The organism is Serratia sp. Ser99, from assembly GCF_024519545.1.
Classification (GTDB): Bacteria; Pseudomonadota; Gammaproteobacteria; order Enterobacterales; family Enterobacteriaceae; genus Serratia; species Serratia liquefaciens.
Genome location: NZ_JALJRT010000011.1, coordinates 125,930 through 149,208 on the forward strand (window position 1 = coordinate 125,930; position 23,279 = coordinate 149,208).

Genomic DNA, 23,279 nt, shown 5'->3' on the forward strand with positions numbered 1-23,279 from the left:
AATGCATCATGACCATTGCGCCAGACCGTTTTTGCATCAACCGCAAGATCGCGCCAAATCTCGATTTGGAACAGTTTTTCAGCCTGGTGAAAAAGTGCGGGCTCAACAAAGTAGAGCTACGCAACGATATGCCGAGCGGCAAGGTGACCGATAACCTGAGCAACGATCAATTAAATGCGTTGGCAGAAAAATACGGTATCGAAATCGTCACCATTAACGCGCTCGGCATGTTTAACCTGCTGGACGATCAAGCCGCGTTGCTGAAAAACGCCGAGGCGCTGTTGTCACAAGCTCAGGCAATCCGCAGCAAGGCGCTGGTGCTGTGCCCGCATTGCAGCGCGGGCGATAACCGCAGCGAAGAGCAGAAAAAAACAGACACGCTGGCGGCCCTTAAGCTGCTGGCTCCGCTGTTCAGGCAATACGGTGTACAGGGCTATGTAGAGCCGTTGGGGTTCGGTATCAGCTCACTGCGCTCATCGCTGCTGACGCAGTCCCTGATCCGGGATTCTGGCGCGCCGTACAAAATCGTGCTGGATACCTTCCACCACTATTTAAGCGACGTAACGCAGCCTGAATTTGATGCGCAAATTCAGATCGACGGCATTGGGCTGGTGCACCTTTCCGGGGTGGAAGATCTGCGTGCTAAAAGCGCATTAAGCGACGAAGAACGCATCATGCTGAGCGATAAAGATCGGCTGGAGAGCAAAAAGCAGGTGCAGGATCTGGAGCGCCTGGGCTACACCGGCATTTACGCCTTCGAGCCGTTTTCGTCGCAACTGGACAGCTGGACGGCAGCGGATATAGAACGTGAAATCCGTCAGAGCATCGCTCTGCTGCAAGGGTAGCGGCCGCAAAGGGGCGAGCATGCTCGCCCCTGATTTAACCGGGCGCCCCTACCCTTATTTCTCCAGATTATTTCAACGTGCTGACCACCAGCTGATGGCGCTCGTTGTAGAACTTCCGGTAGGCCAGGTAGCAGGCGATGATGGTCGACAGGCTGGCGGTCGACAACAGCATGAAAGTCACCATAATCTGGTACTTAATCGCTTTGACCGGATCGATACCGGCGAAGATCAGACCCGACATCATACCCGGCAGGCTGACCAACCCCACGGTTTTGGCAGAGTCCACCGTAGGGATCAACGAAGCACGGATACTGTCGCGGATCAGCGCCGCCGAAGCAAACTTCGGCGAGGCGCCCAGGCTCAGCATCTCCTGAATCTTCTGCTGATCGCTTTTGAAACGCTGCCCCAGGTTGTTGTAGCACAGGCCAACTGCCACCATCGCATTGCCGGCCACCATGCCGGAAATCGGGATCACCTGCATTGGGGTAAACTCAATCGAACCGGTCAGTACCAGCACCGCCAACGTTAATACCGCGCCGGTGGTTATGGCAATAAACGACGTCATAAATGCGTGATCGATATATTTACTGCGCTTTTGCGCGTTGTAGGCGGCGTTAAAGCAGATAAACAGCACCATCAGCACCGTCAGAATGGCGTTATTTACATCAAAAATGTATTTCAGCACGTAGCCGACAATGATCAACTGCACCACCGCCCGGCAAATACTCCAGATAATGTCTTTTTCCAGCGCCAGCTTTTCTTTATGGCTGATTAAAATAGCAATAATCACCAATACCATCGACAAAGCCAAAGATTCATTGCTGATGTTATGCTGGTTCATTGGTCGTCTCCTGTGCCCGAGCGCCATGCGCACTCAAAGTAATCACATCATCCGCATGTTTGATTTCATCTTTATCATGCGTAACCCACAACACCGCGACGCCATGCTGCGCGACCAGTTGATGAATAATTTCATTAACGTTGCGTTTATTATCTTCATCCAGCGCACTGGTGATCTCATCCAATAACAGAACCTTGGGCATAAACTGCAGGTTACGGATCAACGAAATTCGCTGCTTCTCGCCGCCCGATAATTCGTTAACGCTTTTATCCAGCATATTTTCCGCTAGCCCAAAGCGTACCAGGTCGGCCTGCATCTTTTTCCTGTCCGGTTTTTGTTTGCGAATCTGGTAGGGCAACGCGATATTGTCATACACGCTGTCGCCAAACAGCGAAGGGGTTTGAAAACAGTATGACACCTGTTGACGGTACTCTTCCGGCGGTATATCGGTAATGGCCTTACCGGCAAAGATAATTTTTCCACGGGTTGGGTCGATCAAGGAAGATACGATTTTTAGCAGGGTACTTTTTCCGCAGCCAGACGGGCCGGTAATCAGTTTAAATTCGCCCTGATTCAGACCGAAAGACACGGAATCTAAAATAACCTGCTCGTCTATTTGATAATGAATATCATCCAATAACAGTATTTCTTTGCTTTCCTTCATTATAAGCACGCATCCATCATGAAAATATTTGCACCCAGACCCTCAGTATACGGCCTCAAAAATTGCACTGCCAATGGCTGGTCATTAGTCGTAACAAAGGAGTCGGGCTGAGGCGCTTTTCGCTCCGTCAGCCCTGTGTTGATCCGCTGTGAAGGGTAGTCAAAATGACGAAACAGGAAAGGAATTACATTTTTTTGGGTGATGCACAAATATACCAGCGTAACGAATTATTGATGCTGCGATGAGTACAACGAACTTTACCCTCTTTTTCCAATGCCAATAACAGCGTGCGCGTGGTGTAAATATTTTCACCGCATTTGTCAGCCAGCTCCCTGGTTTTAGGCCAGTGTTCCGGTGCCGGAGGGTGATGTTCCCCTGCACCCGACGCACGCTCCATACAGAGTTTTCGTAACACGTTTAGCATATGTGACTTCCTGATTTCATATGTTATCGGCGCCTTGGCCATCGCGTACTCCTTGGGTTACTTTTGCCTGCTCCTGTCCTGCGGCAGCACGTCGGCCACGCGCAAGGTGTAAATCATCGTGGCGCCCGGGGGGATTGCGGGCGGGCTTCCTTTGTCGCCGTATGCCAGAACTGGCGGCACCACCAGCGTCATGGACCCATGCTTGTTCAATTTGCCGATGGCGGCGCGAAACAGCGGTGGATATTGCGACAAAGGCAAAGAGATAGTGGTGCCGGCCAAGTCCATATCCTTGATCACTTGCCCATTGGGCAAGCTCTCGCGTACCACGATATCGACGTTGTCATTGGCGTTTATCTGCCCGCTGCCGGCATAGTCCACACGGTAATAAAAACCGAGCGCATCTTTTTGCACGCCAGGCTGCTTGGCGAAATCGGCGAGGTAGGTTTTACCCTCCCCCCGTATCGCCTGCTGTCGCTGCTGTTGGGCCTGCTGCAAGGCAGCGTCTGCGGCCTTTAGCGCGCTGTCGATGGCGGCATCATCCAACCGTTGCTGCCCCGCCAGCGTATCGGCAATGCCCGCCAGCAAGCGCGGGCGATCGGCTTCAATTCCCAAGCGGCGGTTCTCTTCCTGTAAATGCAGAATGTCACGCCCCAGCGAAACCCCGGCGGCGTAGGCCTGCTTATCGGCATCGCTGGCCAGCTCCGGCGGTTGTCGCTGCGCGGCTAGCTGACGGTTGAGCTGCTGCAACTGCTGCTCTTGCTGCGTGACGATCCGCTGCTGTCGTGCCAGAGCCGCCGCCATGGCGATCAAGTCTGGCGGCGTGGCGATGGCCTTACGGATCCCTTTTAACGCGGCCACCAGCGGCCGGATATCAATCGGGTCCGGTTTGGGTGTTGCCTTGGGGGCTGGCGCCGCCGGTTGAGCCTGAGCCGCCAGCTGCTGTTCCAATTGGCGGATGGTTTCGGCTTGCCGTTGCAGGGCCTGATTCAGCGCAGTCAGACGGGCGTTGTCTCCGCGCGTAACAGCGGCGGGTTTGGGCTTGGCAGTCACCGGCTGAGGCGCTGCAGGTGCACTTTCCACCACCGGCACCGCCTGCTGTTGCTCGGCAAATTTCAGCAATGCGGGAATGCCGTCATCCTTGCCAGGTGCAATCTCTGCCGCCGATGCAGCGCCCCATACCAACAACAGCAGCAAAGCAGCGGCTCCTTCCGCATACCTTCTCATGATTACAGGCTCTCCACCCGGCTCGACAGATCGGACATCAGCTCATGCTCAACGTCGGCGCAGAATTTCTCGGTTTTATATTTATAAAGCGCATCTATGGCTTTACGGGTGCTTTCATCGACATTACTGCGAATGCCGGCATATCCCGAGGCGTTGGACAACAGCCCGTTAAAATAAGCAATCCGTTTCTGATAGCTTTGCGGATTAATATTCTTAAGTGAGTTGACCCGTTGCTGACAAAGCGCGATCCGTTGCTCATCAGTGTTTTCCTTAGGATTACTCTGTGAAACTTTTTTCATGGCAACCGTGCCGGTGCCATTTTTTCCTACGCAACCGGACAGCAGTAAACAGGACATTATCATCAGCGCCGTAGCGACGGCGGAACGGCGAGTTGAATCATTAATTATGGTAATCATTCCGTTTATCATCCCTTAATTATCACTTAGGTCATTATTATGTCGCGAAGCCCTGCTTTATCTGACTGCTTCTGATTAATCCTAACGAGTTAAATAACAAAAACGCACAATAACAGTTGGGTATTGGTAATAATCCGATACACATCTGTATTGTTATGTTTTTGTTAAAACTCAAAAAGAAATTATCGTAGCCACAATGAATGAAAGTCACATCCCAGGCCAGTATTACCGGCGCGTTCACCCATAAAAACAAAGAGTTAACTTTTTACCCGCGATTAACGCGCAGAATTCATCATCTGCTGTCTGAGGGCGATATTATCAAAACAATATTGCTAATTGTAGTGCGAACACTAATTCTGGCGATCTAATATCTCGCATATTGCCATTTATATAGTCATTTATTCTGGATAATATTTGTATACGATCTATTGATTTTCAATTATATATATTTCTTTTTCCTTTTGGTTTTATATTCTGTATTTGACTTAACTTAATAAAAGCTATTTCCAACCGCACCTATTATTTGCAAGAATAATCCCAGCAAGACGCTATGGTGATATACCTATTTTTCTTTTATGGATTTCGCTTGTACGACTTCCAAAATATTTCGTTATTCACTCATGAATAACGGAGGGTGGCGTATTGCCCAGAGCAAAAGGATCTGGCTCCAACTACGGCGTCGGCGACATGACGTTGCCGCTGTTGTGGGGGATTTAGATGTGCTGTTCTTTTTATTTAAATACTCTCTACAGGAACTTGAGAAATGAAACTGAATAAATTAATGCTGGCAACCGTGATTGCTTTCGCTTCTGCATCTGTTGCTCACGCCGCATCTAACCAGGGCAGCGGTAAAGTCACTTTTACCGGTGAAATTATTGATGCGCCATGCAGCGTAGCACCGGAATCTGTTGATCAAACTGTCCCTATGGGCCAAATCAGCAGCCGTCTGCTGGCTAAAGAAGGCAAATCCAGCTCTGAGCCATTCAGCATCGAACTGAAAGATTGCTCTATTGCGACCATGAAGAACGTCCAGGTGACCTTCACCGGTACGCCGGATCCAGATAACAGCAAACTGCTGGCACTGAGCGGCACCGCAACCGGCGCTGGCATCAGAATCTATGACAACCTGCATTCCAAAGACGTTGAACTGGGCACCGCAACCGATGGTCAGGGTCTGACCGAAGGTAATAACTCCCTGAAATTCGCCGCTTATCTGCAAGGCAGCAGCGCTTCTGGCGCCGTGGTCCCAGGCGAATTCACCAGCGTTGCAAACTTCACACTGGCTTACCTGTAATCCCCCCTCGGGGACGCCACTTTGGTGTCCCCGTTTTACCTGCACGGACATTGGGTAACGGGACCAACGGCTACAGGGAGACGCCAGCATGACAAACCGGATTTCGGGCGTACTGCTTATCGCGCTCAGCCTTTGCAGCGCAGAGGCGACGGCGAAAAATCAGGGCCACGGCACACTCAACCTGGGTGGCGAGATCGTCGAAACCCCCTGCGGGATTGCCAGCGAAAGCCTGGACCAGACCGTTGATTTCGGCCTGATCTCGATGACCGATGCGGCATTGGATACGCAACCGGTACTGATCGGCAGCCGCCGCAACTTTGAGATCAAGCTGGTGAACTGCGAATTGGCCAGCATCGTGAAACCCGACTTTATCTACCGCGCGGCCACCGTCACTTTCAACGGCATCGCCGACAGCCGAGATCCCGATCTCTTGGGGGTTTATGGCGAAGCCCAGGGCGTGGCTATTGAGCTACTGACCGCCAACGGCGTTCAGATACCGCTGGGCAGTACCACCGCGGATTACCAGATTGTCGCCGGCGACAACACGCTGCGCTTTGGCGCTCAGTTACGCATTCATCCCGACAGGGCCAGGGCCGGCGGATTCAGCTCACTGGCGAAATTCACCCTGTCTTATCTGTAAGTAACGCCTCGTTAGGCGGGTGCCGCCGTCAGGCACTGAATGACATCACGTATTACGTATTCAGGTCGTACAGGATGACCTGCTATTGGGCGCGGATTTGCCATGAGTGATTATTCTATGACGTCATTACTGACACGGAAAAAAATACCCCTTACCGTCATTCTATCTTTCCTCTGGGTGCATTCGGCTTTTTCCGCCACGGAATTCAATACCGACGTATTGGATATTGGCGATCGCAGCAAAGTGGATTTATCGCGTTTTTCCGACGCCGATTACGTCATGCCCGGCGCCTATTTGCTGGATATCAAAATCAACCAGAAAACCTTGCCGCAGCGCAGCATTCAATATTATCCGTCGCCGGATAAAAAGGATCGCTCTCGCGTCTGTCTGCCGCCGGATCTGGTCGAGAAAATGGCGCTGAAAGAAGACGTCCTCAAAAAAATCACTCTGTGGCACGACAACAGCTGCGCCGATATCAGCGGCATCAAAGGGGCGACCATCTCCGACCGCATCGGCGGCGGCGTCTTGGCCATCACCATCCCGCAGGCCTGGATGAAATATTCCGATCCGGACTGGACACCGCCGGAGCAGTGGGACGACGGCATTCCCGGACTGCTGCTGGACTACAGCATCAGCGGCCAAGTCGGCAAGCAGAGCCACAATAACAACACCGCCGAAAATCTCAGCAGCTACGGGACGGTGGGGGCCAACCTGGGTGCCTGGCGCCTGCGCGCCGACTATCAGGCCAATTACAATCAGCAGGCAGGCGAGCGCGATAACAACTTCGACTGGAACCAGATCTACGCCTACCGCGCGCTGCCGATGCAGGCTGCCAAGCTGACGCTCGGTGAAATCTTTCTCGACTCGGGGGTCTTTGATTCTTACCGCTTTACCGGTCTGAATCTGGCCAGCGACGAGCGCATGCTGCCGCCAAACCTGCAGGGTTATGCGCCGGAAGTACGCGGCATTGCCAAAAGCAACGCCAAGATCACCGTCTCGCAAGAAGGTCGTACGCTGTACGAAACCACCGTGCCCGCCGGGCCGTTTGCCATTCAGGATCTCAACAGTTCGGTACGTGGCCGGTTAGACGTGAAGGTGGAAGAACAAGACGGCACCGTCTCCACTTTCCAGGTCGACACCGCCACCATCCCTTACCTGACGCGCCCCGGCTATGTCCGCTACAACGTCGCGGTGGGTAAGCCTTCGGCATACGATCACCGCACGCAAGGGCCACTGTTTTCCGCCAGCGACTTCTCCTGGGGGCTGACCAGCGCCTGGTCGCTGTACGGCGGCGCCCTGCTCGGCGGCGATTACAACGCCTGGGCGCTTGGCCTGGGTCGCGATCTTAACGTGTTCGGCGCCATGTCGGTGGACGTGACGCAGTCCATCGCCCGTTTGCCCAATGAGCCTACCGCCAGCGGCATGTCGTTCAAGGTCAACTACGCCAAGCGCTTCGATGAGCTGAACAGCCAGATCACCTTCGCCGGCTACCGCTTCTCACAGCGCAAGTTCATGAACATGTCGCAGTATCTGCAAGAGCGCTACAACGACTATGACGAACGCTACAACGGCCGCCAAAAAGAGCTGTACACCATTACCGCCAGCAAAACCTTTATGGCGGAAGACAGCGCCAAGGCGATCACCGCTTACCTGACCTATTCGCACCAAACCTATTGGGATGCCAGGGCGCAGGATCGCTACGGGTTATCCGCCAGCAAGCTGTTCAACGTCGGCAATGTCAGCAACGTGACCGCATCGCTGTCGGCCTACCGTACCACCTATCACGGCCGCACCGATGACAGCGTGATGCTGAACTTCAGCGTGCCGATCGGCGATCGCCGCCGGCTCGGTTACTCACTGCAAACCAGCAACAGCGACGTGACGCAGATGGCGTCTTACAACGACTATACCGACCCGAACAACACCTGGCAGGTCAGCGGCGGCTTTAACCAGTCCGGCAAATCGCTGGCCCGCGGCTACTACAGCCATAACGCCTCGTTCGGCTCGCTCAACGCCAGCGCCTCTTACCAGCAGGACAGCTATTCGTCGATCGGCGGGACCTTCCGCAGCGGCATTACCGCTACCCGACACGGCATTGCCGCCCACCAGAACTCCAGCAACGGTGGCAGCCGGATGATGCTGGACACCGACGGCATCGCCGGGGTGCCGATCAACAACGGCCGCGCCTACAGCAACCGCTTCGGCCTGGCGGTGATCTCCGATATCACCAGCTACTACAACACCGACACCCGCATCGACGTCAATACCCTGGCGGACGACGTGGAGGCCACCCGAGCGGTGGTGCAAGGCACGCTGACCGAGGGCGCCATCGGCTACCGCCACTTTGAGGTGGTGAAAGGCAGCAAGCTGCTGGCCACCATCAAGCTTGCCGACGGCAGCGAACCGCCGTTCGGCGCCACGGTGCTGAGCGAAAAAGGCCGTGAGGTGGCGGTCGTGAACGACGGCGGCTCGGTCTACCTGACCGGCGTGCAGCCGCAAGAGCAGCTGGACGTCGCCTGGGAAGGCCAACGCCAGTGCCGCATTGTTATACCGGGCGCCGCCAAGCCGCTGGACCAGCTACTGCTGCCGTGCGCCAAACTGTAATCCGTAACGCAGAGAATTGATGATTATGAACAACGTTCCGTTAGCAAAAATGGCCGCGCTGGGCCTGGCTTTGACCGCAGCAGTACCGGCCGCCAACGCAGCGATATCGCTGGATCGTACTCGCGCCGTTTACCTCAGCGACGCGAAATCAATCAGCCTGAATATCGTCAATGAAAACAAGGAACTGCCTTTCCTGGCGCAGTCCTGGCTGGAAAACGAGCAGCACCAGAAAATCACTTCGCCGCTGGTGGTGTTACCGCCCTTGCAGCGGGTTGAAGCCAATGAACGCAGCGTGGTGCGCATCACCAAGACGCCGGAGGCCGATCGTCTGCCGCAAGATCGCGAGTCGGTGTTCTATTTCAACCTGCGTGAAATTCCGCCGAAAAGCAGTAAAACCAACGTGATGCAGTTGGCACTGCAAACCCAGATCAAACTGTTTTATCGGCCAAAAGCCATCGTCGCGCCAAAAGGCGAAGTCTGGCAGGAGAAGCTGGTATTTCGCAAAAGCACCGGCGGTTTCACCGTTGAAAACCCTACGCCGTTTTACATCACCCTGACCGGCATGACCCGCCAAACGCAGAAACAGGGCGGCGGCGCGCTGGGCGACTTCCAGCCGGTGATGCTGAAACCGAAATCGAGCGAAACCATTAAGGTGCGCGACAACGGCCTCAACAGCTTTGTCATCACCTATATCAATGACTACGGCGGTCACCCGGAGTTGCGCTTCGCCTGTAACGGCAGCGTATGCAACGCCGTGCCCGAGACCAAAAAATAAGGAGATTCCGCATGGCTGAATTCACCGGCGGCCGCCTGCGGCCCCTGCTGATCGCCGCGCTGCTGGTTAGCGGCAGCGCGACGGCGGCAACGCCACTGGGCGTGATCCAAGGCACCACCGGCACCGTCAGCTTTCATGGCGGCCTGCTCAGCTCCCCGTGCAGCCTGACGCCGGACAGCCAGGATCAGTCGATTGATTTGGGTGATGTTAACGCACGCGATTTTCAAAACGCCGGCGATCAGAGTGCGCCGGTACGTTTTCGCCTCTCGTTCCGCAACTGCCTGCTGGGGGCCAAAGCCTTGGCGGATAACCCGACAGGGCAACGTAACGGCGATGCCGGGCAGCTCTATTTGCAGGGTGAACAGGCCGCCACGCTGGTGTTTCTCGGCGAAAGCGATATCAACAACCCCGATCTGCTGAAACTGAACGGCGGCGTACAGGGCATCGGCCTGCGTTTGAAGGATCAGCAGGGCCATGCGCTATCGCTCAACCAGCAGAGCCGGCCTTACATTCTGCAGCCCGGCAGCAATACGCTGTGGTTCAGCGCCAGCGTGGAATCCACGCAGCGAGCGGTGATGGCGGCCGGTTTTTCCGGCGTGGCGCACATTCAGGTGATTTACCTGTGAGGTTCACAAACGTGATGAAAAAAACCTACCTTAACTCCTGCCTGCCGCTGGCACTGGCGCTGACGGCTCCAGCCGTGTGGGCCAACGGCTACGTCACCCCGGACGGCGGAGCGAAACAGTTTTATATCGACCTGAATGAAAGCAATATCACCAACAAGGTCGGTTTTACCAAAGAGTTTCCCTATTCGTTAGGCGGCACTTATACCGGTAAGGTCTATTGCGACACCCCGATCCCCGTTAGCCCACACTTTTATAAGTCGGATTCGGCATTGCCTGCGTCCGAATACGGCAACGGCTATTTAAAACTGAATGACTTCCTGGACTTGAAAGCCGAAGTTTGGATCGCCGGCAATAAAAACGCCTATATCACCGTACCGTTTTATAACGAGTCCAATCTGCTCAACCAGCACTCCTGCAAACCGCCTTATTTGCAGGTCAATAACTATGGCAGTGGCTCCAAAGGCAAAATCACCTTCCGGGTACGCAAAAAAATTATTAACGGCGTACAGATCAATGACCGGCAGATCATCGAGATGTATGGCCGTTTGGGGTCAACCGACGCAGGTTTCGGCCCCAATCCGATGGCGCAGGTGTTTATTCAGTCCGCCATTCTCTACGTGCCGGATAAATGTGTGGTGAACGAAGGCCAACTGATCAACGTCGAGTTCGGTGAAATCGGCGGCAGCAATCTGAACGGCGCCAGCTACCCACAAAGTATCCCGGTGCGCTTCCAATGCGAAGGCGGCAGCTTCGAAGACGGTACGCTAAACATCAAACTGGCGGTCTCCGGCACCCCGGCGCCCTTCACCAATAACGCATTTAAAACCGATAAAACCGACCTCGGTATCGAGATCAAACATAACGGCCAGTTGGTGATCCCGAATGAGTTTTACCCGGTGCCAAATATCGGTAACGGCGGTAGCTGGAACCTGGTTGCCGCGCCATTGGCCAACGGCGGTAAAGAAATCGCGGAAGGGGAATTCAACGCCTCTGCCACCATTGTGGCGGCCTTCGAGTAATTCAGGGAGAAACAGACGATGCGTTTACGCGCTTTAGCGATGCTCAGTTGCACGCCGCTACTCTTTTCGGCACTGCCGACGCTGGCGGATACCGAGCTGGTCGGCTCACCGCTGCAGTTCCACGGCACCGTGGTGAGTCGCCCCTGCAATATCGAACCGCAATCGGCCGATCAGGTGGTGGAAATGGACACGGTGATCGTCAAAACCCTGTACCGCTACGGCCATAGCAACCCGGTGCCGTTCAACATCAAGTTGACCGACTGTAAAACGGCGGTGTTTAAAACCGTCAATGTCACCTTCAGCGGGAACGAGGACAGCGAACTGCCGGGCAAGCTGGCGATTAATAACGGCGCCAACGGTGCCGCGATCGCCCTGTTTGACAGCAAGGGCGCGGACATTGATTTGAACCAGGCCACCAGCGCGGTGACGTTGCAGGACGGCGCCAATATCCTGAATTTCACCGCCTATGTGCAGGGCCATCCCAGCGCGATACAGAATAAAACCATTACCGAGGGTGAGTTCAGTTCGGTAGCCAATTTCGTACTGGCTTATCAGTAAGTCGGCGCCGCAGGAACACGTCATGATGTCCAAATCTAAAGCAGCCTGGTTATTCGGGTTGGCGGCATTTTATTGCCTGATCGCCATGCACATTTACTGGCCCAATCGCGGCGGCAGCGGATTCTATCTGCCGTGGAATCTGGTCGGCGGGATCTTCATCGCCCTGTTGATCATAGGTGCGATGCTGTTCAGCCGTCCGCCGCTGGCCACCTCCGGCTTCTTTAACCTGCTGGCGTCCGGCAGCCTGATTTTGCTCCTGCCGCTATTGTGGGCTCAACAGCCCTGGTTAAGCGAAGCCTTGCCGCGCCTGATGGGATTGGTGCTGGGCGTTCTGGCCTACTTTGCGCTGCTGCAAATCCCGCTCGATCGCCGGTGGCGGCGCAGGCTATTGATGCTGCTGCTGGCAGCGACGGTTATCGAAGCCTTGCTGGGCCTGGTGCAATACAGTTTGCTGCAGCCGGGCAACTGGATGGGCTACAACACCCTGAAAAACCGCCCTTACGGCATCTTCCAGCAGTGGAACCTGATGGCCAGCTTTATGGCTACCGGCCTGGCGTTGGCGCTGTATCTGCTGAGCGCCCGTCGCCCTTTGTCGCGCAGTTTGCAATGGCTGGCCGCCGCCATACTGCTACTGGCACCGCTGTTGTTGATCGTTATCGCCTCCCGCGTCGGACTGCTGGCGGCCCTGCTGCTGTCTCCGCTCCAACTGTGGATGTTGTACCGCCTTAATCGCCGCCGCGCCGGCATCGCCCTGCTGTTGTTGATGGCCGGGGTAAGCGCCGGGCTGTTGCTGGTGATGCTAAATGGCGCTACGCGGGCGCTTATGCTGCCGGAACCGATTTTTTACCGACTTACCTACTGGCAAGAGGCGCTAGACATGATCGCCGAGCGTCCCTGGTTAGGTTGGGGTTACGGCCATTTTCAGCACGATTTTCTGCATCATTTTTACACCACTCACAGCAGCGGTATGGAAAGCGTTGCCATCAGCCACCCGCACAACGAGATATTGCTGTGGGGCGTCGAAGGCGGTCTGCTGAGCCTGGGCGGTATCGCCCTGATCGTCTGGGGACTCTGGCGTTTGCTGCAGCGCACCCGCGCCCTTGCATTACGGCCCGCGCCTTGGCTGGCGGCGTTGCCGATCCTGCTGCACATGATGGTGGAATACCCGCTTTATCTCTCCGCCGCCCACGCGGTGCTGCTGCTGGTGATTCTGCGCGTTAGCGACCTCCGACGCCGTTTGCGGCTGCCCTCCCATTCGCAGCTCCCGCTGCGGCTGACCACTGCGGGCATCGCTGCATTGATGGTGCCGTATCTGCTTAACGGCCTGCACAGCGCGCTGATCATTACCGCTGTGGAAAAAAGCGGCCTGCGGCAATTCGACCCCATGAGCCAGGTCATCACACCGACGCCCTGGCAGGTCCGTTACGACTATGACATGCAGTTGCGACAGCTGCTGCAATACCCGCAAACCCGCGATATGGCTACGTTGCTGAGCTACCAGCAATGGGCTGAAAACGAAATCCGCGTGCGGCCAGACGCCAATATTTACATCAATTTGATGGCGGTCAGCCGGCTACTGCAACAGCCCCAGCGAGCCGCCGATCTGCAACGCCAGGCCAAGCGACTGTTTCCGCACGATGCGCGCTTTGAGGAGTAACTATGCTTAATATCCGGTTCACCCTGTTGGGCAGCGATAACTTTTATCAGCTCGGACTGCGCCTGCTGGTAGAGGATTACCTCCATAACCTGAATGCAAGCAGCCGCGGCGCCTCGGCCGATTTGCTAAATATGGAGCCGATAGAAATCGTCTTCCGCACGCTGGAAGACAGCTGCGGCTGTGCCCGCTGCTACCAGAGCCCTTATCAGACGCCGCGCCATCGGCAAATGACCGTGCTGATCCTCAACGACCGCGATGCTCACTACGAGCACAAGCATCCGGCGCTGTTTAGCATTAATCGGCGCGATGATGATGCCGTCGTTCGCGCAAAACTGCAGTTGGCGCTGGAACGCTTCTGCCAGCAGCCCTGGGTCGCCCTGCACGCCAGCGGCATCTGGAAATGCCGACAGTGCCGTATTGCCGCCCTGAGCAGCTGCGAAAAGAAGGTGCTGAAGCTGATGAGCTCCGGCATGTCCGCCTGTACCATCGCCGGTATGCTGCAGCGCAGCCAGAAGACCATCAGTGCCCATAAGCGCTCGGCAATGCGCAAGCTGAACGTCCACAAAAGCATCGAATTGAACAAGATGCTGCTGAATCAATTGGGATTGAACTGAGTGGCCTGCGCAGTCAGGCCGGTGCGAATTTACGCTGCAGGAAAATTTCCGCCAGCATGCACCGCGCCCCGCCGCCGCCCAGATCCTCAATGATATCAATAGGTCCAAGCGCCAGGCGCGCATAGCTGCCGAGCAGCGTTTGCTGCTTCGGGGTGAAATGAGCCCAGGCCCGGGTGGACATGGCGTAAACCGGGTGGCCGTCTTTGGCGCGCAGCTCTAGCACGTTGCACGCAAAGGCCTCCATCTGGGCAAAACTGACATCGATAATGGTTTTTCCACTGCGTGTGAGCGAGGCGATCAGCGCACTTTTTTGCGTTTCGTTGCGGATGCTTTCAAGGCAAACAATGGCATATTCCGCACCGACGCTCAGCATCACGTTGGTGTGATAGATGGGCCGATTATGGCGGTCAGCAGCCTCGAACCAGACAATCTGGTAGCCGGAGTGTCGTTCAAATTCGCGGCCTACCTCCGGCGAACTGCGTGAAGACCGGCAGGCGTAAGCCAGCTTATGCCGGTGATCCAGGATCAGCGATCCGGTACCCTCCAGAAAGCGCCCCGCCAGTTCGTGGGCGGAAAGATCAATTTGCCGTTCAACCACAAAATCATTGGCGAGCTGCGCGATAATGTCCAGGCGGCGCTCCCGTCGTCGGTTCTTCGCTTCCATCGGAAAGGTGAACAGGCTGCCGTCCCCCAGCAGAGCAATCCAGTTATTGGGAAATAACGCATCCGGCGTTTCCTGCCCGCCAGTATCTTCTATCACCGTAACGTCGATACCGGCTTGCGTCAGTGCGTCGACGTAATCATTGAAGGCAGTTAATGCCAACGTTGCCTGATTTTCATTATGTTCCGTGATTTTTTGAAAGAAGTTGCTGTGCCGGGTTTCTTGATTGGCGGCGAAGCCGAATGGCCGCACCATTAAAACGGATTGGGTGGTTTGCATGATGTTTCTCACAGGGTTCGGGATAGCGACGCCGCCCTATTATGGAAAATCAATTTGACGCCAAACAGTGTGATAACTGGCTAAATTGCTCTATATTTTTACAAATCGCCACTTCGAACCGACACTTTGACACCATGAACGATACCGACCGCCAAATCCTCGCGCTGCTGCGCGAAAATGCCCGTAGCTCGGTGACCGAACTGGCCAATAAGGTCCGGGTATCACGCGCTACGGTGCAAAAAAGAATTGAGGCGCTGGAGGCGCAAGGGATCATTACCGGCTACACCATCCGTGTAAAACCGGGGGTGGAACATAACCGCATCCGCGCCTGGATGTCCGTGGCGGTCGAAGGCACCAAGGCGCAAAGCGTGTTGCAACAGCTGCGCGGCGAGCCCGCGGTGTTTACCCTGCACACCACCAACGGCAAGTGGGATATTTTGGTGGAGATCCGCACCGACAGCCTGGAGAACTTCGACAAAATCCTGGGGCGAATTCGGCGCATTGCCGGCATTTCCAGCACCGAAACCAGCATCCTGCTGTCGACACACAAGGCCTGACTTAAGGTTTGTGCCGATGGAACATCGCCGCGAGCATTTCCACGATCAAAGCCGCGTAGCGGCCGTCGGGATCCAGATCCGGGTCGAATACCGATACCGTCATGCCGCAGCACAGCGGATTTTGCAGCAGCTTAGCCCCGATATTTTCCAGCCAAAGACGATCGATACCGGGGCTGCCGGGGGAATCCACCGCTGGCATCACGGCCTGATCCAGCACGTCCACATCAAGGTGCAACCAAAATCGCCACGCTGGTTCGGCGGCCAGCATCTGGTCGATATGCCGTATAATTTCCGCCCTGCCCATCAGGTTGGCGGCAAAAACATCGATACGCGTGATGGCAGTCTGATTGATATCCGGCCAGGCGAAGTCCGCGTCGCGGCACTCTCGCTCACCCAATTGTAAAACCTGGCGATCCGGTACCAACGGCCCCACCACGCCGGGCCATTCGGTCAACAACGCCTCCCCGCGGCCGGTTGCCAATGCCAGATCCATCCCCGCCACCGCGCCCAACATCTGCTGAGGGTCGTAGTTGCCGGGATGACGAAAGTCGCTGTGCCCATCAATGTGCACCAGCGAAAGTGGCCCTGCGCGGCGTGCCCCCGCCAGCGCGCCCAACAAAATTGAGCAGTCACCGCCAATCACCAGCGGGAAGTCACCACGCGCTTGCACCGCGGCCACCTCTGCAGCCAGCTCTAAATTGAAAGCGCGAATGGCATGGCCATTCCGTATGCGGGTGCCCGAGGGGGCCAGCGGAGAATAGGTCGGCGACACTAACTCATGGATGGCCTCCGCCGCCAGCCGTTGAGCCAACCCCTGTGCCATCAGCGCCTGTGGCGCTCGCCAGGTACCGGGGATATGGCCGGGCCACAGAGGGCGCAGCCCCAGATTGGTCGGGGCCAGAATGATCTGCATGCGGGTCACCTAATGAAAAACTCTCTTCAAGCCAGCTTAGCCTATGAGTCGGTTTTCGCCTCACGGCATCAGGAAACAGGCTGCGGTATTGCCACGATAAACAGGCTCTATGCGTTTTCTGCCTCGCCCATTAAAGCAAGAGGTGCCTTTTTACGCCTGTCCTTGGCCGTTTGCCGCTTTAGTTCGCGGGTTACCATGACCGTTTATGCGTTTATCGGTAACAGAACAAGGTGCTTGGCAGTGGGAAAACCCTTTTTACGCAGTGGCCGTTTGGATGATGTGCTTGCATTGGGCGAGAATGGACAGCCGGTTTACGCCTGCGCGTTGCAGCTGCGGGAAACTCTGCGCATTCGTCAACAGCAGCCGGCCGCTGATTGTCTGGCTATCCCGCAGCCGAACGAGGCGGGCACTCACATTGACTGGTACTCGCCTTTCCCTGGAAAAGTCACCTCCTGGCTGGCGGCGAACGAGGCTCAACGCGCTCAGGCCGTGCACCTGTTGGAGCGCAGCCTGGCAACCTTCAACGCCCTGATCGCCGAGACACAAACGACCGCCCATCCCAGCCAACGCCTTTTCGGCGCCTTGTTAAGCAAGGCGATGCAAATACCCGATCCCAACCATGTTTATCTGGTCGACGATAAACCGGTGCTGACCTTTTGGGGCTTTATCAGGCCACAGGCACAGTGTCAGGACGATCCGCTGGCCTGCCTGCGCCCAACCGAAGAGCCGGCAGAAAAACCGACGCCAATTGCCGCCAGTCCGCGCGTAGAGGCGGCCCCCGAGCCTCAACCTGCTGCGGAACCCGCAGCCCTGACGCCAGAAATTATCCTCGCGCCGGTGCGCCGGCCGTGGCGCCGCTATGTGTGGATGGCGCCAGTGATAGCGATCATGGCCTTGTTGGCGGGTTGGCTGAGCCAAACGAATCCCCCACCAGCCACATCTCCGGCGGTGCTGGCACCATCACCTTCGCCTGTCGGTGTCGCCAAGCCGATCCCCAAGCTGCATCTGCCATTGGCACACGCCACGCTAATGCCGCCGCCGCCCGTCCCGGTGGTGTTGCCGCCGGCGGACAAAAATTCGCTGGTACTGCCAGCCGCAGCGGTCAAGGCCGGCTCCACCCGTTTTCTCAACGGCAGATGGCGCGCGACGGTGGCGTTGAAAGATCCGCTGACCGGCAAACGGCCCAGCCTGCAATACCGTCTCAATAACGGAAAAGGCACCGCCAGCATCACCTACGGCGATACCATCACCTGCCGGGCGCCGATAGAGGCCGGGCTGATGCAGTCAGGCAATCTGGTGATCAACAGCCGCACCAAAGCGCGTTGCAGCGACGGCAGCCGCTACCCACTGCCGGAAATCGTCTGCAGGCAAAATGAGACCGGCCCGGCGGAATGCACCGGCCGTTACGCTGCGGACACGGTTTATCCCATGACGTTAAAGCGCGAGAGTAAATGATGCTGGCCCCCCTTACGGACTATAAAAACGCCATTACGCTGATTCAGGACAGCGGCATCCAATTTCTGGACTTTGCCCTGACGCCGGTTTTGGATGCCGATTTTCCGGGCAAGTTTGTCCGCCAGACGGCGAGTGGCCCACTTTTACGCCTGCAGTGGCATGCCGACAGCGGCAAATACCTGTTGCCCGCGCAGCCGGGGCAGGTCGATGAAGTGGTGCGCCCTGAATTCAGTTATCCCCTGCAGCAATCTTTGCGGCTGTTGGATAAGACCTGGCTGCCACTGCCGTTCTTTCGCTACACCCCTTCCGGGGCGTTTCTGGCCGGGCCGGACAACTGGGCACGCATGCAGCTCCTTCAGTTGGATACCCCCGATCAGGACGGCAACTCGCTGCGGGTGGTGCTGGCATTCGATACCCGTATCGCGACGCCAGGCCAGGAGGCGTTAGCCCCGAGCGAAAGCGATCTCGACACCGGACTAAGCTTCGCGCTGGCCCACCGCAATCACGATCTGGGCGATTTTCTCGATCTGACCTGGGTGGACGGTTGGCTGCGCGAAGCCTTTACCGAAGGCGCCACCACGCTGGAACAACGTGCCGAAGCTCAGATCTACACCGGGTTGAAAACTTTCGAATATCAGGCGCACTACCTTAACGTGTTGAACATGCTCGGCGACCAACTGGCGGTGCCGCAGATAAAGATCATCGCGGCTACGCTGCAGCAGCCCGCGGTCAACGTGGACGTGATTCTGGACGTCGGCAACTCCCACACCTGTGGCGTGCTGGTCGAAGACCATCCGGAAGAAAGCAACGGCCTGAAGCAGACCTATGAACTGCAGCTACGCTCGCTCAGCGCGCCGCACTGCGTGTACAACGAACTGTTCGAAAGCCGGGTCGAGTTTTCTCAGGTCTCGTTCGGCAAGCCCGGCCTCTCGTTCCAGAGCGGGCGCGACGACGCCTTTGTCTGGCCTTCCATCACCCGCGTGGGCCGCGAGGCCGCACAGCTGGCGCAACAACGGCAGGGCAGTGAAGGCACCACCGGTATTTCCAGCCCCCGCCGCTACCTGTGGGACGAAGAACGCTATGCGCCTGGCTGGCGTTTTAACGGCAAGCAGGAGCCGATGGCCACCGCCGCTCCCTTGACCACCCTGTTAAACGATGAAGGCGTTCCGCTTTCTGCGCTGCCGTTAGCGGAACGGCTACCGGTATTCGCCGCCCATTACAGCCGCAGCGCGGTTATGACGCTGATGCTGACCGAGTTGCTGGCGCAGGCGCTGATGCAGATCAACAGCGTCGCCCAACGGGCAAAAATGCCGAATGCCACCGCCCCGCGCCGCCTGCGAACTATCATCCTGACATTGCCTTCGGCGATGCCGAAACCGGAACGGGAAATTTTCCGCCGCCGTATGCAGGAAGCGATTGGCCTGGTGTGGAAAGCCATGGGCTGGCACCCGCTGGACGCACCGTTCGACGGCAAGCAAACCCGCTTCCCCGTTCCGCAGGTGCACATGGAATGGGACGAGGCGACCTGCGGCCAGATGGTTTATCTGTACAACGAAACCCAGGTGAACTTCACCGGCCGTACCGACACCTTTTTTGCCAGCATGGCCCGACCGGATCGCCCTTTGGCAGCCGATGAACCGGCAGGAAAAACGCTGCGTATCGCCTCCATCGATATCGGCGGCGGCACCACCGATCTGGCAATCACCCAGTACAGGCTGGACGATGGCGTAGGCAATAACATCAAGATCAACCCTCGCCTGCTGTTCCGCGAAGGCTTTAAAGTCGCCGGTGACGATATTTTGCTGGACGTGATCCAGCTGTTTATCTTGCCCGCCGTGCAGCAGGCTATCGAGGACGCTGGGGTCGCGGCCCCGGTGGCCGTGATGGATAAGCTTTTCGGCAATGAAGGCCGCATGGACGGATTTTCCACCCTGCGCCAACAGGCCGCGCTACAGATTTTCATGCCTGTCGGGCGTGCGTTGTTGGCAGCCTATGAGGATTACGACCCGCTGGATGCCCAGGCCGAAGTGGCCGCCAGCCTGGGCGATCTGTTGCCTCAAGCCCCAACCCCGCAAGTGCTGGCGTTTATCAACGGCGAGATCCAGCGCGAAACCGGCACTTCTTCTTTCGATATTTTGCACACGCCGCTGGTCGTCCGCCTGGGTGACTTGCACAGCGCCTTCTTGTCTGACCGGATCGGCATTGGCCGCTGCCTGCGGCTGCTGTGTGAAGTGGTGGCGCTGTACGCCTGCGATGTGTTGCTGCTGACCGGCCGCCCGGCACGTTTCCCCGGCGTCCAGGCCCTGCTGCGCCATCTGCAGCCGCTGCCCGCCAGCCGCATCTTGCCGCTCGAGGGCTATCACACCCGCAGTTGGTATCCGTTTAACAAGCGTGGGCGTATCGATAACCCCAAATCCACCGCCGCCGTGGGAGCGATGCTGTGCCTGCTGGCCATCGACCTGCGCCTCGAGAGTTTTTACTTCAACGTTGGGGATTTCCAGCCCTATTCCACCGTTCGCCATCTGGGCATGCTGGACGGCAATAACATGCTGGCGGACGATGACGTCTACTATCGCGATATCGATCTGGATCGCGCCGATTTTGCGCTGGATCCCGCCGGCTGCTTCCAGTTGCGCGGTCCTTTGCGCCTTGGGTTCCGTCAGTTGGACAACCCGCGCTGGCCGGCATCGCCGTTATATACGCTGACCATCACCGATCCCCTGTTGGCACGCAAGCTGGCTGGCGATGCGGTCATCAGCCTGCGGTTGGCCATTACCGGCAGTGAAGCGCAAGGTGCCGAGGGCGTTAAAATTGCCCACGCCATGCTGGCCGACGGCAGCCCGGTTCACGCACATCAGCTACAGCTTAAACTCAATACCCTGGCTGCCAGCGCCTCTGGTGCAACCCATTACTGGATCGACAGCGGGAGCATTTATCAACGATGAAACCTATCACTTCAGACCCGATAAACCGCCTCAGCGACGGAATTATCCAGGCCATTGACTGGGTCGCCGGCGCACGGCAACAGTCGGCTCGCCTGGACCGGGAAGCCGATAACCTGACGATCCGTTTGCGCCGCAGCTACAATCGGGCGCGGAAGTTGGACACCGCCACGCCTCACCGCGTCGCCATCGGCCTTTATGGTCATAACGCGGCTGCCAAAGCCCACCTCTTGGCGGCATTGGCCCCCGGCGCCGCGCTGCTTTCAGAGGATTGCCCGCTGGCAGTACGCTACTGCGCGCCCGTCGTCGTAGCATCTCCAGCTTATCCGGTGAGCATCACCTTGCTGGATAACGCGCAGTTGCTCGCCATAACGGCCAGTGCAGCATTGATGAACGGCTTTCGCCCGGATGGAGACGCACGAGCCATTGCCGCACACCTGAATACATTGGAACGCCATCGCCAGCCCATGGCGATTGACGGCATGGACAGCAATGCCATCGTGGCGCTGTGGGACACTCTTCGTCACCACGGCGGCAAATGGCAACAGGCGCTGGACCGCCACTTCTGGCCGCAGGCCGTCTCATTGGCCCCCTATCTGAGCATTGACGACCGGGCCCGCCTGTTCGCACCGCTGTGGGGTGAAGACCCGGCGCTGACCATGCTCTATCGTCAGTTGGCGCATAGCCTCCAGACGCTGGGCTGCAGTGAACGCGTACAGGCCGCTCTACAAGCTTTGGATCCCGATACGGGTATTCAGCATGCCCACGCGGTCACCACGCCAGCCGAGGTGAAACTTTCCGTACTGACAGAAAACGGCGCCGTCGTGGACGTCGCGCAGGCCGATCTGGCGTGGTTAGCTGCCGAAGTGGCAACACTTCTGCCCGCTGGGCTGCCCGTCGACGCTGAGCTTCTCGACATTCCAGCCAGCCTCCGTCGTTCAGATGGCGATCTGACATGGCGTATGCAACAGGCCAAACGCGCCAATCTGCTGACCCACTACGCCGATAATCTGCAGGCCAGTCTGTTGCTGGTCAGCGATGCCGCCGGCACGCCACAGGAGGCCAGTCGAACCGGCCATGCGCTGGCCTACTGGGTTAAACGCACCCAGGGGGAAAGTGCTGCGGTACGCAGCCGTCGTAAGCCCGGTTTAATCTGGGCAATCACGCCGTTCGACGCGTCGCGCGAAGGGAAAGCCCGCCCCGACGACGCCGTTCAGCGCTACGTCGGTGAGCCCGGCGACAGTTGGGCCACCCTGCTGGCCATGGATGAACGCGACTGCCGCCGCATGACGGACTATTTGATGGCGCAGGCGCGCCCGGCATTGAAACAAGCGCGCATTCAGGAACTGCAACAAGAATTGCGGCGTGAGCTGAGTGAAAGCCTGCTCGGCAACTGGCTTGCCGCAGCGGATCCGCAGCGTGTGCAACAGCGCAGCCAACAACTGCTGCGAGCCTTGCAGGCGCAGGCTGGGGCGCATGGTGAATTGCTGGAATGGCTGTTACCGCAGCGCGACAGGCTGCGCCAACTCTTCGTGCAGCAACAGCATGCTTCACCGGCACCGACTGTCGCCGCACCGCCGTTCGACGTGGAGATCGACCTGTTTGGTGAGGAAGATAGCGCCGCGACCGGCTCGGTGGAACATGGACGTTCTTCCTTTGCCCAAAAGGTATTCGCCGACTGGGTTAATCATCTGCGTTGCCTGCCGGACAATGCCCAACTGCTGACCCTGTTGGGCGTCGAAAAACCGCAGCTGGAACTGCTGGTTGATGCGCTGATTAGTGCCGCCTGCCGCCTGGAGATTGACGCAACGCTGGAGCGCGCATTGGCCGCAGGTACCCTGCCGGAACAGGGGGAGGATCGTCAGGTCAGCCAGGCGCTGACGGTATTGAGCGATTTCGTTGCCTGGCTGGGCTTCCAGCAGCGCGAGGCGGCTTTACGCCCCGCCAGCCGCATCAATCCCGGCCAGCCAATCTTTACCCCACCACCGCAGCCCGCGGTCGACTGGGGCAATCAGCAACGCTTGACCAAACTGGCGCCCACGCCGGCGAAAAATGCCGCCTTCTATATCTACGACTGGCTGGTCGGGCTGCAGCGACTGCTGGCGGAAAATGCGCAGGCGGGCTCTACACTCGCAGCCGCGCCGCATGCCGCGCTGGAAGCCATAGTGGCAACCCTTGCCGGCAATGACGGGCACTGACAAATTCAGGTAGGGCCACGTAACTTAGTGCAGGTAACGACGCTGCAACGTGAAAGGCGACGGGTATATTATA

At 57.3% G+C, this 23,279-nt stretch carries 21 protein-coding genes; 14 read left to right on the forward strand and 7 right to left on the reverse strand.

Annotated elements, in window-relative coordinates; genetic code table 11:
- The first annotated feature begins 8 nt into the window (after positions 1–8).
- The gene (locus tag NR114_RS20430) at positions 9–845 is read left to right on the forward strand and encodes a TIM barrel protein (protein ID WP_020837406.1); all 837 of its coding nucleotides are present in this window, start codon (positions 9–11) and stop codon (positions 843–845) included.
- 67 nt (positions 846–912) lie between these two features.
- On the opposite strand, the gene fetB is transcribed toward NR114_RS20430, so the two are convergent.
- The 5 genes from fetB to NR114_RS20455 form a co-directional block, all read right to left on the reverse strand.
- Complete coding sequence (fetB, locus tag NR114_RS20435) at positions 913–1,686, reverse strand: iron export ABC transporter permease subunit FetB (RefSeq protein ID WP_020837408.1); 774 nt, start codon at positions 1,684–1,686, stop codon at positions 913–915.
- Positions 1,673–2,350, reverse strand: coding sequence for an iron ABC transporter ATP-binding protein FetA (gene fetA / locus NR114_RS20440; protein WP_020837409.1), 678 nt, complete (start codon positions 2,348–2,350; stop codon positions 1,673–1,675). Before fetA ends, fetB begins: the two co-directional genes overlap by 14 nt.
- A gap of 184 nt (positions 2,351–2,534) precedes the next feature.
- Complete coding sequence (locus NR114_RS20445) at positions 2,535–2,816, reverse strand: FaeA/PapI family transcriptional regulator (RefSeq protein WP_041415077.1); 282 nt, start codon at positions 2,814–2,816, stop codon at positions 2,535–2,537.
- A 15-nt stretch (positions 2,817–2,831) separates the two neighbouring features.
- A complete protein-coding gene (locus tag NR114_RS20450) occupies positions 2,832–3,998 on the reverse strand; it encodes an FKBP-type peptidyl-prolyl cis-trans isomerase N-terminal domain-containing protein (RefSeq protein WP_129982647.1) in 1,167 nt (388 codons plus the stop codon).
- A gap of 2 nt (positions 3,999–4,000) precedes the next feature.
- Positions 4,001–4,414: a hypothetical protein gene (locus tag NR114_RS20455; RefSeq protein WP_020837412.1), complete on the reverse strand. Its 414-nt coding sequence runs from the start codon at positions 4,412–4,414 to the stop codon at positions 4,001–4,003.
- Positions 4,415–5,177: 763 nt separating this feature from the next.
- Between NR114_RS20455 and NR114_RS20460 the strand changes: the two genes are divergently transcribed.
- The 9 genes from NR114_RS20460 (at position 5,178) to NR114_RS20500 (ending at position 14,201) form a co-directional block, all read left to right on the forward strand.
- The gene (locus NR114_RS20460) at positions 5,178–5,708 is read left to right on the forward strand and encodes a fimbrial protein (protein WP_020837413.1); all 531 of its coding nucleotides are present in this window, start codon (positions 5,178–5,180) and stop codon (positions 5,706–5,708) included.
- A gap of 88 nt (positions 5,709–5,796) precedes the next feature.
- A complete protein-coding gene (locus NR114_RS20465) occupies positions 5,797–6,348 on the forward strand; it encodes a fimbrial protein (protein ID WP_048760457.1) in 552 nt (183 codons plus the stop codon).
- Between the two features lie 102 nt (positions 6,349–6,450).
- Positions 6,451–8,952 carry a fimbria/pilus outer membrane usher protein gene (locus NR114_RS20470; protein ID WP_046372439.1) on the forward strand — a complete coding sequence of 834 codons (2,502 nt, stop codon included), beginning with the start codon at positions 6,451–6,453 and terminating at the stop codon, positions 8,950–8,952.
- 19 nt (positions 8,953–8,971) lie between these two features.
- Positions 8,972–9,727, forward strand: a complete 756-nt coding sequence (locus NR114_RS20475) for a molecular chaperone (RefSeq protein WP_020837416.1) — start codon at positions 8,972–8,974, stop codon at positions 9,725–9,727.
- Positions 9,728–9,738: 11 nt separating this feature from the next.
- Positions 9,739–10,353 carry a fimbrial protein gene (locus NR114_RS20480; RefSeq protein WP_048760455.1) on the forward strand — a complete coding sequence of 205 codons (615 nt, stop codon included), beginning with the start codon at positions 9,739–9,741 and terminating at the stop codon, positions 10,351–10,353.
- Between the two features lie 14 nt (positions 10,354–10,367).
- Complete coding sequence (locus NR114_RS20485) at positions 10,368–11,372, forward strand: fimbrial protein (protein ID WP_020837418.1); 1,005 nt, start codon at positions 10,368–10,370, stop codon at positions 11,370–11,372.
- Positions 11,373–11,390: 18 nt separating this feature from the next.
- The gene (locus NR114_RS20490) at positions 11,391–11,930 is read left to right on the forward strand and encodes a fimbrial protein (protein WP_020837420.1); all 540 of its coding nucleotides are present in this window, start codon (positions 11,391–11,393) and stop codon (positions 11,928–11,930) included.
- A 22-nt stretch (positions 11,931–11,952) separates the two neighbouring features.
- The gene (locus NR114_RS20495) at positions 11,953–13,587 is read left to right on the forward strand and encodes a PglL family O-oligosaccharyltransferase (RefSeq protein ID WP_234529248.1); all 1,635 of its coding nucleotides are present in this window, start codon (positions 11,953–11,955) and stop codon (positions 13,585–13,587) included.
- A gap of 2 nt (positions 13,588–13,589) precedes the next feature.
- The gene (locus NR114_RS20500) at positions 13,590–14,201 is read left to right on the forward strand and encodes a LuxR family transcriptional regulator (RefSeq protein ID WP_122080418.1); all 612 of its coding nucleotides are present in this window, start codon (positions 13,590–13,592) and stop codon (positions 14,199–14,201) included.
- A gap of 13 nt (positions 14,202–14,214) precedes the next feature.
- On the opposite strand, the gene ctlX is transcribed toward NR114_RS20500, so the two are convergent.
- Positions 14,215–15,141 carry a citrulline utilization hydrolase CtlX gene (gene ctlX, locus NR114_RS20505; RefSeq protein WP_234529249.1) on the reverse strand — a complete coding sequence of 309 codons (927 nt, stop codon included), beginning with the start codon at positions 15,139–15,141 and terminating at the stop codon, positions 14,215–14,217.
- Between the two features lie 41 nt (positions 15,142–15,182).
- On the opposite strand from ctlX, the gene NR114_RS20510 reads away from it, so the two are divergent.
- A complete protein-coding gene (locus NR114_RS20510) occupies positions 15,183–15,698 on the forward strand; it encodes an Lrp/AsnC family transcriptional regulator (RefSeq protein WP_020837427.1) in 516 nt (171 codons plus the stop codon).
- A 1-nt stretch (position 15,699) separates the two neighbouring features.
- Here NR114_RS20510 and NR114_RS20515 read toward each other — a convergent pair whose 3' ends face one another.
- Complete coding sequence (locus NR114_RS20515; RefSeq protein WP_234529250.1) at positions 15,700–16,611, reverse strand: arginase family protein; 912 nt, start codon at positions 16,609–16,611, stop codon at positions 15,700–15,702.
- Between the two features lie 240 nt (positions 16,612–16,851).
- On the opposite strand from NR114_RS20515, the gene NR114_RS20520 reads away from it, so the two are divergent.
- Genes NR114_RS20520 through NR114_RS20530 form a run of 3 tightly spaced genes read left to right on the forward strand, consistent with a single transcriptional unit; the run spans position 16,852 to position 23,206 of the window.
- Positions 16,852–18,066: an SrfA family protein gene (locus NR114_RS20520; RefSeq protein ID WP_234529251.1), complete on the forward strand. Its 1,215-nt coding sequence runs from the start codon at positions 16,852–16,854 to the stop codon at positions 18,064–18,066.
- On the forward strand, positions 18,066–21,011 hold the full coding sequence (locus NR114_RS20525) for a virulence factor SrfB (RefSeq protein WP_256814516.1): 2,946 nt from the start codon (positions 18,066–18,068) through the stop codon (positions 21,009–21,011). Before NR114_RS20520 ends, NR114_RS20525 begins: the two co-directional genes overlap by 1 nt.
- The gene (locus NR114_RS20530) at positions 21,008–23,206 is read left to right on the forward strand and encodes a virulence factor SrfC family protein (protein ID WP_234529252.1); all 2,199 of its coding nucleotides are present in this window, start codon (positions 21,008–21,010) and stop codon (positions 23,204–23,206) included. Before NR114_RS20525 ends, NR114_RS20530 begins: the two co-directional genes overlap by 4 nt.
- Positions 23,207–23,279 lie beyond the last annotated feature (73 nt).